Genomic DNA, 15739 nt, shown 5'->3' with positions numbered 1-15739 from the left:
GACAACCAGAAATGGTTGTTTTTTTGTGTTTTCGAAGATTTATGTATGGGTGATCAGTAAATGATAATTGTGCCCATGGAAGAGGAAAAGAGCCTGGGCCGGTCACAAAAAAGAATAATTGTGCCCATACAACAGAAAAAAAGCCCTCTTCGGTAACATAGAAGTGTCTTATGTTACCGAAGAGGAGGAAAAAAGCCATCGCCGGTAACATAGAAGGGCTTTATGTTACCAAAGAGGAAGAAAAAAGCCATCGCCGGTAACATAAAAAAGCTTTATGTTACCGAAGAAGAGGAAAAAATCCTTCAACGGTAACTAAAAGAGGATACATGGTTATCCCATCAAATACTGATAAATCAAAAAGGGTCCTTTCTGCATGGTGACATCAAGAAAAGAACATATGAATGGATAATCCTGATTGGGCATCATTTTTGTCAGCTCACTCCACCATTCCGTCTCATAGCGGGCGATCATACTTAAATTGTAAAGTAATAAATAATGGACCAATAGTTCTGGGAAATTGAAATAGTTCTCTTTATTCAGAGGCAATGCAAAGGTTTCATTCTCAATATTATATTTAAGTGGAGAATTTCCAAAAAGAGAAGTCGTGTTCATCGAAAATGCGAGACCATCATTTGAAAATTCCACTCCTTTTTCAAACTTAGATGTCAAAAATTCCTTAAACCGATTTTCTGTCATATGAAAATGATCTAATACGGTTTCAGGTACAAAAAACTGTTTTTGATCCGTTTGTAACTTAATAAATGTTCTTTTCCCTTCAAGTAAAAAGAATAAATCATCCAGCTCTGGTATAAGCTGTAGTAATTCCTCCATTATGACTTTCTCCCCTTCCAATTGTTTCATGTGAAACAATTTTTCAGAGATGAAGGGGAAAAGTCCATTTTTTTGAAATTTAACTTCGTCTTGAAAGAAATGATAATTCTGCTTCTTCCTTTTCCTTGACGAAACTCCGTGTGCTAAAACCGCCGTTGTTTCTGGGTAAGCAGGATCAATGGTTAATATACATGCTTTAATTAAATGGACGAGACCATAAAAAAGTAAAATTGGTTTTATAATAAGTGGAGAGCTTTCTGCTTGTTGATAATAAATTTGTCCGTGTTCAAGATAATAAAGAAAAGCATAACAATTTTCATAGCTTTTTTGTTCAGGATTCTCGATCTGACGCTTTTGGTAACAACCTTTTAAAAAGCGCTGGCAGTATTCCGCAGAAAAGAAGCAAGAGAAGCTTTTCCAATCTTTATAATCAATACCCAAGACTACATCACCTTTTTCAGAAGAATCAGACTAATACTTATTCCTTGACAGTATTTTATCCAATTGATAACCTACAAATAATATTTTTTTCCTGGGGGCCATAAAAATGTGGGAAAGTAAATTTTCAAAAGAAGGTTTAACGTTTGATGATGTGTTATTAATTCCTGGTAAATCTGAGGTATTGCCAAGAGATGTAAACTTGCAAGTGGAATTATCACCAACTGTAAAGCTGAACATTCCAATCATAAGTGCTGGGATGGACACAGTAACAGAATCAGAAATGGCTATATCAATGGCTCGCCAAGGCGGTTTAGGGATCATTCATAAAAACATGACCATTGATCAGCAGGCGGAGCAGGTTGAAAAGGTAAAGAGATCGGAAAGCGGGGTTATTACAGATCCATTTTTCCTAACACCAGAGCACCAAGTGTTTGATGCGGAACATTTAATGGGAAAATATCGTATTTCCGGAGTACCAATCGTAAATAACTTTGAAGAACAAAAGCTAATCGGTATTATCACCAATAGGGATCTTCGCTTTATTTCAGACCAAGATTATTCATTTAAAATTTCTGACGTAATGACCAAAGAGAAGCTTGTCACAGCCCCAGTCGGAACGACGTTAAAAGAGGCAGAGAAGATTCTGCAGCGTTACAAAATTGAAAAACTTCCGCTTGTAAATGAGCAGGGTGTTTTAAAAGGGCTAATAACAATTAAAGATATCGAAAAGGTTATTGAATTTCCAAACTCCGCTAAGGATAGCCAAGGCCGTTTATTAGCCGGAGCTGCAGTCGGTGTAACAAGCGACACGATGAAACGTGTGGATATGCTTGTAAAAGCAAATGTCGATGTGATTGTCCTCGATACAGCCCATGGACATTCAAAAGGTGTTCTTGATATGGTAAAGGAAATCAGAACTGCGTATCCTAACCTCACCATTATTGCTGGAAACGTGGCAACAGCTGAAGGAACCAAAGCCTTAATTGAGGCAGGAGCAGATGTGGTAAAAGTAGGAATTGGACCTGGCTCTATTTGTACGACAAGGGTTGTAGCAGGTGTTGGTGTTCCGCAAATTACCGCTGTTTATGATTGTGCATCAGAAGCGCTCAAGCATGGTAAAACGATTATTGCTGATGGCGGCATCAAATACTCTGGTGACATCGTGAAAGCACTGGCAGCTGGTGGACATGCTGTTATGCTGGGCAGTCTATTGGCTGGGGTAACAGAGAGTCCAGGTGAGACAGAGATTTTCCAAGGACGACGTTTTAAGGTATATCGTGGCATGGGTTCCGTTGCAGCAATGGAAAAAGGTTCTAAAGACCGCTATTTCCAAGAAGATAATAAAAAGTTTGTTCCAGAAGGAATTGAAGGACGGATCCCGTATAAAGGGCCGTTAGCAGAAACCATTTATCAGCTGATCGGCGGCCTCAGGTCAGGAATGGGCTATTGTGGAACTAAAGACCTTGAGGAATTAAGGATGAAGGCACAATTTATTAAAATGACCGGTGCGGGTCTTAGAGAGAGTCATCCACATGATGTCCAAATCACAAAAGAGGCTCCAAATTACTCGTTATAATATTTAAAACAGAGAAGCACGGCTTCTCTGTTTTTTTGTGAAAAAAGGCCCAGGAATGTTTGAGAAACTTTCAAAAATAGCCATAAGATGGTTCATAGCTCCGTCTATGATTTGCCATAGAGATATGTTAAAATAACCAAAGTGTATAAATTCTTGGAGGGCGTTAAAGTGAACAAACATTTTTATCGGAAATGTATTGCCAGTGCAATGGCAATAATTATGTTTTTTGGACTATTTGCTGGTGTTGATATAGCGAAGGCAGACGCAGCATTAAATGTAAATGCAGACGGAGCTATTTTGGTTGATGGAGAAACGGGCAGGATTTTATATGAAAAGAATGCTGACAGTCCATTAGGAATTGCCAGTATGACGAAAATGATGACTGAGTATCTTTTACTCGATGCTGTAAAACATGGAAAGGTGAAATGGGATCAGGAATATACAGTAAGTGATCTTGTTTATAAAATCTCACAGCCGACTGGTTTATCTAATGTCCCATTACGCCTTGGTGAAAAATATAATGTTCGAGAATTATATGAAGCAATGGCTATTTATTCTGCAAATGGGACAACCATTGCTCTAGCTGAAGTCATTGGCGGTACGGAAACGAATTTTGTGAAAATGATGAATGACAAGGCAAAAAAATTAGGATTGAAAAATAGTAAATTTGTAAACTCCACCGGTTTGAATAATAAAGATTATAACGGTGACCAACCAGAAGGAACAGGAGCAGATGAAGAAAACGTTATGTCCCCTCATGACGTGGCGACATTAGCTTTTCATCTCATTAATGATTATCCAGATGTGCTAAAAACGGCTAGTACGCCTAAAAAGGTATTCCGAGAAGGAACAGAAGATAGAATAGAAATGCAAAACTGGAACTGGATGCTGCCATCATTGGTTTATGGTTATCAAGGCATGGACGGGCTAAAAACAGGTACCACTGATTTTGCAGGTTACTGTTTTACAGGGACAGCAAGCCGTGATGGTAAACGATTTATAACTGTTGTTCAAAATGCTAAGGATATTAGCGGCAAAAACGATGGGTATAAGGCACGCTTTGGTGAAACGAAAAAAATGCTGGATTATGCTTTTAGCAATTATACAAAGGAAAAGCTTGTTCCTAAACATTATCAAGTAAAAGGTCAGAAAACTGTTCCTGTTGTTAAAGGGAAAGAGGATCAAGTAAAAATCTATTCGAAATCAGCCATAAATATGATGATTCAGAATGGCGGAAAAGAAAATTATAAACCAGTTCTTGTACTTGATAAAAAGAAACTGAATAAAAACGGTGAGCTAACCGCACCCATTAAAAAAGGTGAAACGGTGGGTTACTTAACAGTTGCACCAAAAAATGGTGAAAAAGTTAAGTTCTTAACAACAGCAGGTCAACAAAAGGTCAAGGTTGATGTGATTGCTGCAAATGATGTAGAAAAGTCAAACTGGTTTGTGTTAATGATGAGAGGCATCGGTAGTTTTTTTGGTGATGTCTGGCATGGAATTTCTACTGCTGTTAAAGGATGGTTTTAATTAAATTCAAACAGTAGGAAGCTCTAAGTGGGAATAATAGGATGGACGCAAAATGGATTCTTGTCTTGACAGGAATCCTTTTTTGTTGCTTTAATGTTTTTATGGGGTTAAAATAGTTCCGACTAAATTAATAAAGATTTCTGAAACTATGAGAAAATTTTTCTTAATATTAAAAGAAATAATTAGGGGGATTTAGAAATGATAACAGGTACTGATCTCGTAAAACGTGGTATGGCTGAAATGCAAAAGGGCGGCGTCATCATGGATGTTGTTAATGCAGAGCAGGCGAAAATTGCTGAAGAAGCAGGAGCAGTAGCAGTAATGGCTTTAGAGCGTGTTCCTTCAGATATCCGCGCGGCTGGCGGTGTGGCAAGAATGGCAGACCCTAGAATCATTGAAGCAGTTATGGGTGCTGTGACGATCCCTGTAATGGCTAAAGGAAGAATTGGACATATTGTAGAAGCGCGCATTCTTGAAGCAATGGGTGTTGACTATATCGATGAGAGTGAAGTTTTAACACCTGCTGATGAAGAATACCATTTAAATAAAAGAGATTATACTGTACCGTTTGTATGTGGCTGTCGTGACCTTGGTGAGGCTGCCCGCAGGATTGGTGAAGGAGCATCTATGCTTCGTACAAAAGGCGAACCAGGAACAGGTAATATTGTTGAAGCAGTCCGCCATATCCGTAAGGTAAATGCTCAAGTCCGTAAAGTTGTTGCAATGAATGAGGACGAGCTTATGACAGAAGCAAAGCTATTAGGTGCACCATATGAAATCCTCTTAGAAATTAAACGCCTTGGCAAGCTGCCAGTTGTTAACTTTGCTGCTGGCGGTGTGGCAACACCTGCTGATGCAGCGTTAATGATGCAATTAGGAGCGGACGGTGTATTTGTTGGTTCTGGTATCTTTAAATCAGAAAACCCAGCGAAATTTGCTAGAGCGATTGTTGAAGCAACTACACATTATCAAGACTATAAATTAATTGCTGAACTTTCAAAGGATCTTGGAACACCAATGAAAGGGATCGAAATTTCATCACTAGCACCTGAAGCACGCATGCAGGAGCGTGGATGGTAAGATGATTAGAATCGGCGTTCTTGCTCTACAAGGGGCAGTCCGTGAACATATGAACTCTATAGAAGCATGTGGTGTAGAGGCCGTCGCAATCAAAAGAAAAGAAGAACTACAAGAAGTGGATGGCCTCATTCTTCCTGGCGGAGAAAGTACAGCAATGCGACGTTTAATTGACAAATATGATTTTATGGATGCCCTAAAAGAATTTGCTCAAGAAGGAAAACCTATGTTCGGTACCTGTGCGGGGCTCATTTTATTAGCCAAAGATCTTGTTGGCTATAACGAGTCACACATCGGTGTAATGGACATTAAGGTGGAACGTAACTCGTTTGGACGCCAGGTTGACAGCTTTGAGGCGGACCTTGCGATTAAAGACGTTGCTGAAAGCTTCCCAGCAGTATTTATTCGTGCACCGCACATCGTTGAGGCGGGAGAGAATGTTGAAATTCTGTCCAAGCATAATGACCGCATCGTGGCCGCACGGGAAGGACAATTTCTAGGCTGTTCCTTCCATCCTGAGTTGACGGATAATCATGGCCTTACCGCGTACTTCGTCGAGATGGTGAAGGAAGCTAAGGCTAAACAGTTTGTATAACAGGGTTGCATTTGGTTTATAATTATAGTAATTTAAAATTACAAAATCTAAATAAAGTTTAAAGCAATGAGAGGAACTAGTAGCAGGAGATTCATTCTTTAGAGAGCCGGTGGTTGGTGTGAACCGGTGGATGAAGCTTGTGAATCCCTCCTCGAGCAAGGTGCGGAACACCTCCTCATGAGGTCAGTAAGTACTTTCGGTAGAAACCGTTAACGTTTTTTCGAGGTGGACAGTTTTTTCTGTCAACCAGGGTGGTATCGCGAGTAACTCTCGTCCCTGTATTAGGGGCGGGAGTTTTTTTATTTTTAAGCGGATGCGCCCGTGAAGCAAGTCTAATCTAAAATACTTTTATAAAAAGGAGCGCTGTTATTATGCTAGATATTAAAGTGTTAAGAGCTGATTTTGAAGATGTAAAAGCAAAACTTCAAAAGCGTGGAGAAGATTTATCTGCTCTCGATCAGTTTGAAGAACTCGACCAAAGAAGACGCGAATTGATTGTGGAAACAGAAAAGTTAAAAAGCCGCCGAAATGAGGTTTCCCAGCAGGTTGCTTCTTTAAAGCGTGAAAAGCAGGATGCCGATCACTTAATTAAAGAAATGCGTGAGGTTGGTGACCAGATCAAAACGTTTGATGATGAATTACGAGTGGTTGAAGAGTCATTAGAACTTTTGATGTTGAGCATTCCAAATATCCCGCATGAAAGTGTTCCAGTTGGTGAAACCGAGGATGATAATATTGAAATTAGACAGTGGGGCAAGGTGCGTGAGTTTGAGTTTGAAGCCAAGCCTCACTGGGATGTTGCTGATCAACTAGGTATTCTGGATTTTGAACGGGCTGGTAAAGTAACTGGAAGCCGCTTTGTCTTTTATAAAGGGTTAGGAGCTCGTTTAGAACGTGCATTAATGAGTTTCATGTTAGACCTCCATGTTGATGAGCATGGCTATACAGAAATATTGCCGCCTTATTTAGTCAACAGAGCTAGCATGACTGGAACTGGCCAACTTCCTAAGTTTGAAGAAGATGCCTTTTTGATTGAAAATGAAGATTACTTCTTGATTCCAACAGCTGAGGTACCTGTTACCAATCTTCATCGAGATGAGATTTTAAGCGGCGAACAATTGCCGATCCGCTTCGCCGCATACAGTGCGTGTTTCCGCTCTGAGGCTGGCTCCGCGGGCCGTGATACACGAGGTTTGATTCGTCAGCATCAATTTAATAAAGTTGAACTTGTTAAGTTTGTTAAGCCTGAGGATTCTTATCAGGAACTGGAAAAGCTGACAAATGACGCTGAACGGGTATTACAATTACTTGAACTGCCATACCGTGTGTTAAGCATGTGTACAGCTGACCTTGGCTTTACCGCAGCAAAAAAATATGACATTGAAGTTTGGATTCCAAGCTATGGGACCTACCGAGAAATTTCTTCTTGCAGTAATTTTGAGGCCTTCCAGGCAAGGCGGGCAAATATTCGCTTCCGTCGCGAACCAAAGGCTAAACCAGAGCATGTACACACCTTAAATGGTTCTGGCCTCGCGATTGGCCGTACGGTGGCTGCAATTTTAGAAAATTACCAGCAAGCCGATGGCAGTGTCGTGATTCCTACGGTTTTACGTCCATATATGGGCAACCGCGAAGTCATTGCTCCTATGTAAAATTACAAAAAACTGGACAGACCAAAAATTTGTCCAGTTTTTTTATTTAGTATGTTGACATAGTAAAAACAATGTGGTAAATTAGTTTTTGTTGATACGGAGGAATACCCAAGTTTGGCTGAAGGGATCGGTCTTGAAAACCGACAGGCGGGTCATACCGCGCGGGGGTTCGAATCCCTCTTCCTCCTCCATTAATATTTTATAATCGCGCATAAAAACTGGAGATAATGGTTCGTTACATTTCATGTAACGGATTTTTTTTTGTGTCTTTGAGTCTAGCTCCAGCACCCAACGGCTAGTGTCCTTCGCTCTCCGCCCTACGATAAGTCAACATCGAATCGCTAACGCTCTCCGTGTTTCCTTTATCTCAGTTGGAGCGCTCCAGGCCATACGCCGCTGAACGGGTGCTTCCGCTTTATATAAAAAAACACATATTGGATTATCCAATATGTGCAGTTCTCATATTTAATATTTCTTGTAGTTTATCTTCCACCGCACGGCAGACCTTAGTGGCATCTTCTTCACTTTTTACAACGTCTGTCGTATCCATATCAATCACTAATACTTCACTTGCTGCATACTGATTCATGACCCACTCATCATAACCCTTCCAAACTTCGAAGTAGTATTCCTTCAGCTCAGGGTTTATTTCAAAGCTTCGACCGCGCGCCATAATCCGATCAATTACCGTATCGAACGAACCTTTAAGGTAAACCATTAAATCTGGCGCTTTCCTTGGAAGTTCACTTAGTTCTTCAAGCATATTTTCAACTAGGTCTTCGTAAATTTTAAATTCCAAATCTGATATTCTGCCTAATGATTTATTTACATAAGCAAAATACCAATCTTCATAAATGGAACGGTCCTGAATGGTGTAAACAGGCTCTCTCCAACTGACGCATTCCTTAACCGTTTTAAAGCGTTTATTTAAGAAGAATAATTGAAGAAGGAAAGGAATTCTTCTTGCATCTAATTCTTCAGGTGTCAGTTCATAATAGAGCGGTAGAATCGGATTATCATCCACCGATTCATAAAACACTTTACTCTCAATACCTCTATTTTGAAAGTGTGCATTTAATGTGTCTGCAACACTTGTTTTTCCAAGACCTATCATACCACCAATTACGATACTCACTAACATTCCCCTGTTCTATAGTGTTTTAGTCCAGCTGCTTTTTTTTAATGCTAATGATAACTGACCAATAATATGGTTTAAGTCATGTTCATTTTTAACAAAATCCAATTCATCCCCACTGAAACGAAGAACTGGTATTTCTGGATGTTCTTTTTCAAAGATCATCATTGTTTCTTCATAGTCAAGCGATAACTGCTCTAAATATAAGGGGCTGATATTTTTTTCGACTTCACGCCCTCTTACTTTGATGCGTTTTAACAGCGTGTCTAGGCTTGCATTCAGATAAATAATCACGTTAGGCTTCGGCATATCCTCGGTAAGAATTTGATAAATTTTATAGTATTTTTGATACTCGTCCCTACTTAATGAACGCTTAGCAAAAATTAAATTTTTGAAGATATGATAATCCGCTACGACGGATTGATTTTGGCTTAAGAAATGGGTATTGATATCCCCTAATTGCTTAAAGCGATTGCAGAGGAAAAACATTTCCGTTTGAAAACTCCACTCCTCAATATTTTCATAGAATTTCCCTAGAAATGGATTTTCATCAACAATCTCTTTTAGTAATGCAAATTCGAATTGCGCTGAAATGGCTTTAGCGAGAGATGTTTTGCCAACACCTATCGGCCCTTCAACGGTAATAAAGGGTGTATCCCCCATTGCAAGTCCTCCTTCTCCAACTGCCTTCACTCTATGTTTCACCAGTTAAACTGGTTATTTAGTCACGTAAAACATGCAAAGACTATTTTATCATAATCTCACCCAGGAAGGGATAAGGAATATTTAGAAGAAATTAGTATTATGTCAAATATATGAAAAAACTGCCGAATAGGGGCAGTTTTTGTAGAATAAAAATATTTAAGTCGCATGTTTTGTGACATTGAAATTGTCTATGATCAACAGCCAGTTTTGCGGGAAGGCCAGCCCAAGCTTCCAATAGCTCATGCCCCTAATATTTAACTCTTTAATTAAGTCAAACTTTGCCTGGATCGAGCGGGCATCCTCAAACCAAACCTCATGCTGCTTCCCAGCATCAGTATATTTAAAAAATGGGGCCTGGGCTTTGGTGTCATATTGTATCGGGACATTGTGGCTTGCAGCCAACTGTATCGCCTGCTGTGGGCTCACTGCCTTTGCCACTGACCCCGGCACGAATGGCAATGTCCAATTATAGCCATACAGGTTTTGTCCCATCATAATTTTATTTGCTGGAATATCAGTTATTGCATACTCCAATACTCTTCTTACTTGATCAATGGGCGATACCGCCATCGCTGGGCCGCCGCTATAACCCCATTCATAAGTCATAATGACGACAAAGTCAGCGATTTCGCCGTGAGCCTTATAATCATGCCCCTCATACCATTTTCCTTTTTGGGTTGCGCTAGTCTTTGGGGCAAGGGCGGTTGACATGAGCCAGCCTTGACGTGAGAATCTTTGTTTTGCTTTTCGTAAAAAGCGATTATAGGCCTCGCGGTCCGCAGGGCGTAAAAACTCAAAGTCAAAGTGAATATCACGGAAACCATACTTATTGGCAGTGGTGACAATATTGTTAAGAAATTTATCTTGTATAGCGGTATCATTCAAAAGAATACGACCGAGTTCATCGTTAAACTGGTCATTTTCTTGATTGTTAATAACCATCATTAAGACATTTCGATTGGCTTTAGCAATGGCAGGAAAGTTATTAAGTAATGGTTCTTTCAAGGTACCATCGCGTCGTGCTTGAAAGCTAAAGGGGGCTAAATACGTGAGATAGGGTGCGGCCTCACGGGCACTGGTTTCTAGGATAGGGGCTACAGTGGTGCCGCGCGGTTCAACGTACGCGTTAAACTCGGCGTTTCTTTTTTTACCTTGAGGTATATAGAGACGAAAGCCTACATTAAGTGGTTGATTTACATTAATCCGATTGATGGTGGCAAGTTGCTGATAAGGGACGCCAACCTTTCTTGATATGGAGAATAAGGAATCGCCTGGCTGCACGAAGTAAAAGTGACCGATGATTGGAATGACAAGCGACTGTCCGATAACTAGATTGTTTGGATTGGGTAAATCATTGGCCTCAACGATATCTTGAACGGTTGTATGATAAGTCCTAGCGATTGTAGTTAATGATTCATTCCTTTTTATCACATGGATTTGCATCCTAATCCCTCCTTGGCAAATATGCGTTGCAACTATTTTATGAAAGAGGGAGCGGATAAATGATATAATGCTGTTAAATTTCATCTGTACTAGGATGTATGTTTGCCTTTAAGACATTCTTAATGGCAAACGTCAATAATTTTATGTAAATCAGCCTGCTATAAATTATAATGGTCATTAATAAAGATGACCGGCAATTTTTTCCGTTAAATTGAGGTTTTAAAGGGGAAATATGATGACAATTGAGCGTATGCAAGATGAAGATTTTATGAGAGAAGCAATAAAGGAAGCTGAAAAAGCAGAAGAGCTGAAAGAGGTGCCGATTGGAGCGGTTATTGTAATAGAAGGAAAGGTTGTTGCTCGGGCCCACAATTTACGGGAGAGCGAGCAAAATGCCATCGCCCATGCTGAACTATTAGCGATTGATCAGGCCTGCAAGGAACTGCGCTCGTGGCGCCTTGAAGATGCCACCTTATATGTAACGTTAGAGCCTTGCCCAATGTGCGCAGGAGCAATCATGTTATCAAGGGTCAAACGAGTCGTTTATGGTGCAGTTGACCCTAAGGGCGGCTGTGCGGGTACACTCATGAACCTCTTGGGGGATGAGCGCTTCAACCATCAGAGTGAGGTTATCAGCGGTGTATTAGAAAAAGAGTGCGGGCAAATACTCTCCGACTTTTTTCGAAAAATAAGAGAGCGGAAAAAGCACGAGAAAAAAGTGCAAAAGGATGAACTTACAAAAACTGACAGTGAATAGTGATTGCTTTTTTACGAGAATATTTGTATACTAAGAAAGCGTCATAGAGACGCACTAAACTTTGGTATCAACTTTGCCGTGCTAGGTGGGGAGGTAGCGGTGCCCTGTACCCGCAATCCGCTCTAGCGGGACTGAATCCCTTCCCGAGGCTAACGACCTGTAGGGTCTGCCTTAAGTAAGTGGTGTTGACGCCCGGGTCCTGCGCAATGGGAATCCATGAACCATGTCAGGTCCGGAAGGAAGCAGCATTAAGTGGACGCTCCCATGTGCCGCAGGGTTGCCTGGGCCGAGCTAACTGCTTAAGTAACGCTTATGGGCGTTAGTCGACGGAAGGTGCACGGCAGTTATATTACATAAATTAACTCATCTCAGAATAGGGATGAGTTTTTTTGTTCATTCAACTAGATTCATTTTGTAAAAACCAAAAAGGTTAAGGTATAATAAGAAAAGTGGAAAGATGAAAAATTTGAAGGGGGCGATGTCAATTGAGTTATCAGGCTTTATACCGTGTTTGGCGGCCTCAAACATTTATTGATGTAGTAGGACAAGAACATGTAACCAAGACATTGCAAAACGCCCTGCTTCAACAAAAGATCTCTCATGCATATCTTTTTTCAGGACCGAGAGGAACTGGGAAAACAAGTGCGGCTAAAATATTAGCAAAGGCGATTAATTGTGAACGTTCGCCGGTTTCAGAGCCGTGTAATGAGTGTGCATCTTGTCTTGGCATTACCAATGGGACGATCTCGGATGTGCTTGAATTTGATGCTGCCTCGAACTCACGCGTGGAGGAAATGCGTGATGTGCTTGATAAGGTCAAATTTGCACCTACTTCGGTTAATTATAAGGTCTATATTATTGATGAAGTACATATGCTATCCATTAGCGCATTCAATGCATTGTTAAAAACATTAGAAGAACCGCCAAAGCATGTGATCTTTATTTTAGCGACGACAGAACCTCATAAGATCCCCTTAACCATTATTTCAAGATGTCAGCGTTTTGACTTTAGAAGGATTACAGCTGGAGCAATCGTCAAACGGATGAAATTAATCGTTGAGGAAACTGGAGTTAATTGTGATGAGCGAGCCCTGCAATTGATTGCCCGGGCAGCAGATGGCGGTATGCGTGATGCGCTCAGTTTATTAGATCAGGCCATATCGTATAGCCAGGACCAGGTGTCGATTGAGGACGCCTTAACTGTAACCGGATCAGTATCGCAGGGATTTTTGAATAAGCTGGCCTTAGCCTTCCGGGAAAAGGATGTTGCGAGCGGGTTAGAAGCACTGGATGAACTTTTATTCCATGGAAAAGACCCGATGCGCTTTATTGAGGATTTAATTTTATTTTATCGTGATATGCTGCTTTATAAAACAGCACCAAACCTTGAAGAATCCCTTGAAAGAGTGATGCTTGATGATGATTTTCGAATCATGGCTGAAACTATCTCAATGGAGCAGATTTATCAGCTTATCGATCTCTTGAATAAAACTCAACAAGAAATGCGCTGGACCAACCATCCAAGAATTTTCCTTGAAGTAGCGATCGTTAAGTTATGTCAAATGGAAGTAAAACACACAGAGCAAGCAAATCCAGCACAAATTGAACAATTAATAACAAGAATCGGCCAGCTTGAGACCGAACTGCAGCATTTAAAGGAAACTGGTTTGGCGGCAGTCCCACAAGAAACCGCAACACAAGCGCAGAAGTCTGCGCCAAGGTCTTCTAAAAAGACATTTCAGCCTGCAGTTGGAAAAATCAATGAAGTATTAAAGCAGGCAACGAAAAGCGATCTAAATGTCATCAAAGCCAATTGGGGCGAATTGCGGGCTAGTCTTTTAAAATCACAAGCCGCCCTGTTAAACGATGCAGAGCCGATTGCAGCGTCCTCAACTGCTTTTATTATAAAATTCAAGCATGAGATGATTTGTCAAATGGCAATGAATCGTGCGGATTTTCTTGATGCTGTGATCGCCTCATTAAATAAATTAACCGGCAAAAGATTCATCCTTTTAGGTGTTCCTGAAGACCAATGGCTGCCAATTCGCGAAAACTTTTTGAATAGTCATGATGGTGCTGAAGGAGAAACCAGCGAAGCACCTAAGGAAGAAGAACCGCATATTGCCGAGGCGAAAAAAATATTTGGCGAAGAATTTGTGGAAATTATTGATTAATAACTAATTAAATGGAGGTAGATGTAATGATGCGTGGTGGCGGAATGGGAAATATGCAAAATATGATGAAACAAATGCAAAAGATGCAAAAGAAAATGGCGGAAGCACAAGAAGAATTAGGTGAAAAGAAGATTGAAGGATCTGCTGGCGGCGGAATGGTCACAGTAGTGGTAACCGGTCATAAGGAAGTTGTCGATGTAATTATCAAACCAGAGGCAGTCGATCCGGATGATATCGAAATGCTTCAAGACCTTGTTTTAGCTGCAACAAATGATGCTCTTAAAAAGGTAGAAGAGTTAACAAACAGTACGATGGGGCAATTTACAAAAGGAATGAACCTTCCTTTTTAGGAGTGGAATAGCAAAAGATGCATTATCCTGAACCAATATCTAAGCTGATTGACAGCTTTATGAAGCTGCCAGGTATCGGCCCAAAAACGGCCGGTCGTCTGGCTTTTTTTGTCCTAAGTATGAAAGAGGATACGGTGCTTGATTTTGCCAAAGCACTAGTGAATGCCAAACGAAATCTAACCTATTGTTCTGTCTGTGGTCATATCACGGATCAGGATCCATGTTATATTTGTGAGGACCAACGACGGGATAGAAGTATCATTTGTGTCGTCCAAGATCCTAAAGATGTGATAGCGATGGAAAAAATGAAGGAATTCAATGGTTTGTACCATGTTCTGCATGGGGCGATTTCCCCGATGGATGGGATAGGTCCTGAGGATATCAATATTCCTGACCTCTTAAAACGTCTTCAGGATGAAACAGTTACTGAAGTGATCCTAGCGACTAACCCTAATATTGAAGGGGAAGCAACCGCGATGTACATTTCACGTTTGTTAAGGCCATCCGGGATTAAAACGACAAGAATTGCGCATGGGCTTCCTGTTGGCGGGGACCTTGAATATGCGGATGAGGTAACCTTATCGAAAGCGATTGAAGGGCGAAGAGAATTTTAAAAAGACGCGGAGGAATCAGTCATGTTTTTTCAGCGTAAAGGTCGGCTGCGTAAAGAGTATAATGAAAAGCTCTTAATGCAGTTGAATCGATATAAAGAACATTGGCAGCAAGAAAAACTGCTGTTGGAAAAAAGTTTTGATCCTTCCGAAGAAGTGATTTGCCAAACAAAAATTGCCGAGGCAAAATATATCTTTCTATTAAGAGAAGCAAAGCAGCGGAATGTTACCTTAATGAGATCATAAACAAGCTATTTCTTTTTTTAGGTCTATTTTTATCAACTTGTACATAAGTTGAAACAAAGTGACTTAAGAAGGGGGATAGCTTTTTTGGAACCAATTATCGTAATATCCATCCTCGGAGGGCTCATTCTTATCCTTTTATTTACGGGTGCTCCTTTTAAGCCTGCTCGATTGGTTGGACAGGCTGCTATTAAATTAGTCATTGGAGCGCTATTTTTATTCTTCTTAAATGCTGCGGGTAACCGCTATGGCATTCATGTGCCGATTAATTTTGCTACATCGGCTATTTCAGGATTTTTAGGAATCCCGGGTCTAATTGCTTTAGCTGCTATTCAACATTGGGTACTCTAAACCGAAAACCGCTGAAAAAAAGCGGTTTTTCTTTTTGAAAAACAAATTTTAAAAAAAGTATTGACCAATCCTTTTATATGCTGTAATATATGAAAAGTCGTCACAGAGATGATGAAATGCAAACGAAAAAAGTTGTTGACTTCTGGTTGATAACTTGATAAGATAATAAAGTCGCTTTTAGGCGATAGAGAAATTGTTCTTTGAAAACTAAACAAACAAAATCGTGCAAACAAACAAAAATTTTAGTTTCAATTAAGAAACTAAGCCA

At 40.4% G+C, this 15739-nt stretch carries 15 protein-coding genes, 1 tRNA gene, 1 other RNA gene and 1 other annotated feature; of the genes, 13 read left to right on the top strand and 4 right to left on the bottom strand.

The window, feature by feature from the left end:
• Nucleotides 1-330: 330 nt before the first annotated feature.
• Nucleotides 331-1272: a YaaC family protein gene (locus AB7942_RS29020; protein ID WP_369449542.1), complete on the bottom strand. Its 942-nt coding sequence runs from the start codon at nucleotides 1270-1272 to the stop codon at nucleotides 331-333.
• Between the two features lie 106 nt (nucleotides 1273-1378).
• On the opposite strand from AB7942_RS29020, the gene guaB reads away from it, so the two are divergent.
• From guaB to AB7942_RS28990, 6 genes are all read left to right on the top strand, one after another.
• Nucleotides 1379-2848, top strand: a complete 1470-nt coding sequence (gene guaB, locus AB7942_RS29015) for an IMP dehydrogenase (protein WP_088084893.1) — start codon at nucleotides 1379-1381, stop codon at nucleotides 2846-2848.
• Between the two features lie 219 nt (nucleotides 2849-3067).
• A complete protein-coding gene (locus AB7942_RS29010) occupies nucleotides 3068-4378 on the top strand; it encodes a D-alanyl-D-alanine carboxypeptidase family protein (protein WP_369449545.1) in 1311 nt (436 codons plus the stop codon).
• Nucleotides 4379-4576: 198 nt separating this feature from the next.
• Nucleotides 4577-5458: a pyridoxal 5'-phosphate synthase lyase subunit PdxS gene (gene pdxS, locus AB7942_RS29005; RefSeq protein WP_088084895.1), complete on the top strand. Its 882-nt coding sequence runs from the start codon at nucleotides 4577-4579 to the stop codon at nucleotides 5456-5458.
• 1 nt (nucleotide 5459) lies between these two features.
• A complete protein-coding gene (gene pdxT, locus AB7942_RS29000) occupies nucleotides 5460-6050 on the top strand; it encodes a pyridoxal 5'-phosphate synthase glutaminase subunit PdxT (protein WP_088084896.1) in 591 nt (196 codons plus the stop codon).
• Between the two features lie 57 nt (nucleotides 6051-6107).
• Nucleotides 6108-6331: a binding site (T-box leader), on the top strand.
• A gap of 90 nt (nucleotides 6332-6421) precedes the next feature.
• Nucleotides 6422-7702 carry a serine--tRNA ligase gene (gene serS, locus AB7942_RS28995; RefSeq protein WP_088084897.1) on the top strand — a complete coding sequence of 427 codons (1281 nt, stop codon included), beginning with the start codon at nucleotides 6422-6424 and terminating at the stop codon, nucleotides 7700-7702.
• Between the two features lie 98 nt (nucleotides 7703-7800).
• Nucleotides 7801-7893: transfer RNA gene (locus tag AB7942_RS28990), tRNA-Ser, on the top strand.
• A 248-nt stretch (nucleotides 7894-8141) separates the two neighbouring features.
• Here the strand turns inward: AB7942_RS28990 and AB7942_RS28985 are convergent.
• The 3 genes from AB7942_RS28985 to AB7942_RS28975 all read right to left on the bottom strand — a co-directional run bounded on the left by AB7942_RS28985 (nucleotide 8142) and on the right by AB7942_RS28975 (nucleotide 10985).
• Entirely contained in the window at nucleotides 8142-8837 is a 696-nt protein-coding gene (locus AB7942_RS28985) for a deoxynucleoside kinase (protein WP_483310946.1), read from the bottom strand.
• Nucleotides 8838-8852: 15 nt separating this feature from the next.
• On the bottom strand, nucleotides 8853-9500 hold the full coding sequence (locus AB7942_RS28980; protein ID WP_369449544.1) for a deoxynucleoside kinase: 648 nt from the start codon (nucleotides 9498-9500) through the stop codon (nucleotides 8853-8855).
• A 198-nt stretch (nucleotides 9501-9698) separates the two neighbouring features.
• Nucleotides 9699-10985 (bottom strand): LysM peptidoglycan-binding domain-containing protein, encoded by a 1287-nt coding sequence (locus AB7942_RS28975; RefSeq protein ID WP_369449540.1) that lies wholly within the window; start codon nucleotides 10983-10985, stop codon nucleotides 9699-9701.
• A 241-nt stretch (nucleotides 10986-11226) separates the two neighbouring features.
• Between AB7942_RS28975 and tadA the strand changes: the two genes are divergently transcribed.
• From tadA to AB7942_RS28940, 7 genes are all read left to right on the top strand, one after another.
• Nucleotides 11227-11742, top strand: a complete 516-nt coding sequence (gene tadA, locus AB7942_RS28970; RefSeq protein WP_369449543.1) for a tRNA adenosine(34) deaminase TadA — start codon at nucleotides 11227-11229, stop codon at nucleotides 11740-11742.
• A 76-nt stretch (nucleotides 11743-11818) separates the two neighbouring features.
• An RNA gene (gene ffs, locus AB7942_RS28965) (signal recognition particle sRNA large type) lies at nucleotides 11819-12083 on the top strand.
• Between the two features lie 144 nt (nucleotides 12084-12227).
• Nucleotides 12228-13916: a DNA polymerase III subunit gamma/tau gene (gene dnaX, locus AB7942_RS28960; RefSeq protein WP_369449539.1), complete on the top strand. Its 1689-nt coding sequence runs from the start codon at nucleotides 12228-12230 to the stop codon at nucleotides 13914-13916.
• 29 nt (nucleotides 13917-13945) lie between these two features.
• Nucleotides 13946-14266, top strand: a complete 321-nt coding sequence (locus AB7942_RS28955; RefSeq protein WP_066259542.1) for a YbaB/EbfC family nucleoid-associated protein — start codon at nucleotides 13946-13948, stop codon at nucleotides 14264-14266.
• A gap of 17 nt (nucleotides 14267-14283) precedes the next feature.
• Nucleotides 14284-14880 carry a recombination mediator RecR gene (gene recR, locus AB7942_RS28950; RefSeq protein WP_088084902.1) on the top strand — a complete coding sequence of 199 codons (597 nt, stop codon included), beginning with the start codon at nucleotides 14284-14286 and terminating at the stop codon, nucleotides 14878-14880.
• Between the two features lie 21 nt (nucleotides 14881-14901).
• Nucleotides 14902-15123, top strand: coding sequence for a YaaL family protein (locus AB7942_RS28945; RefSeq protein WP_088084903.1), 222 nt, complete (start codon nucleotides 14902-14904; stop codon nucleotides 15121-15123).
• An 84-nt stretch (nucleotides 15124-15207) separates the two neighbouring features.
• Nucleotides 15208-15471 carry a pro-sigmaK processing inhibitor BofA family protein gene (locus AB7942_RS28940; protein ID WP_088084904.1) on the top strand — a complete coding sequence of 88 codons (264 nt, stop codon included), beginning with the start codon at nucleotides 15208-15210 and terminating at the stop codon, nucleotides 15469-15471.
• Nucleotides 15472-15739 lie beyond the last annotated feature (268 nt).

The organism is Neobacillus sp. BF23-41, assembly GCF_041106275.1.
This window is presented reverse-complemented; position numbering and strand designations above follow the sequence as displayed.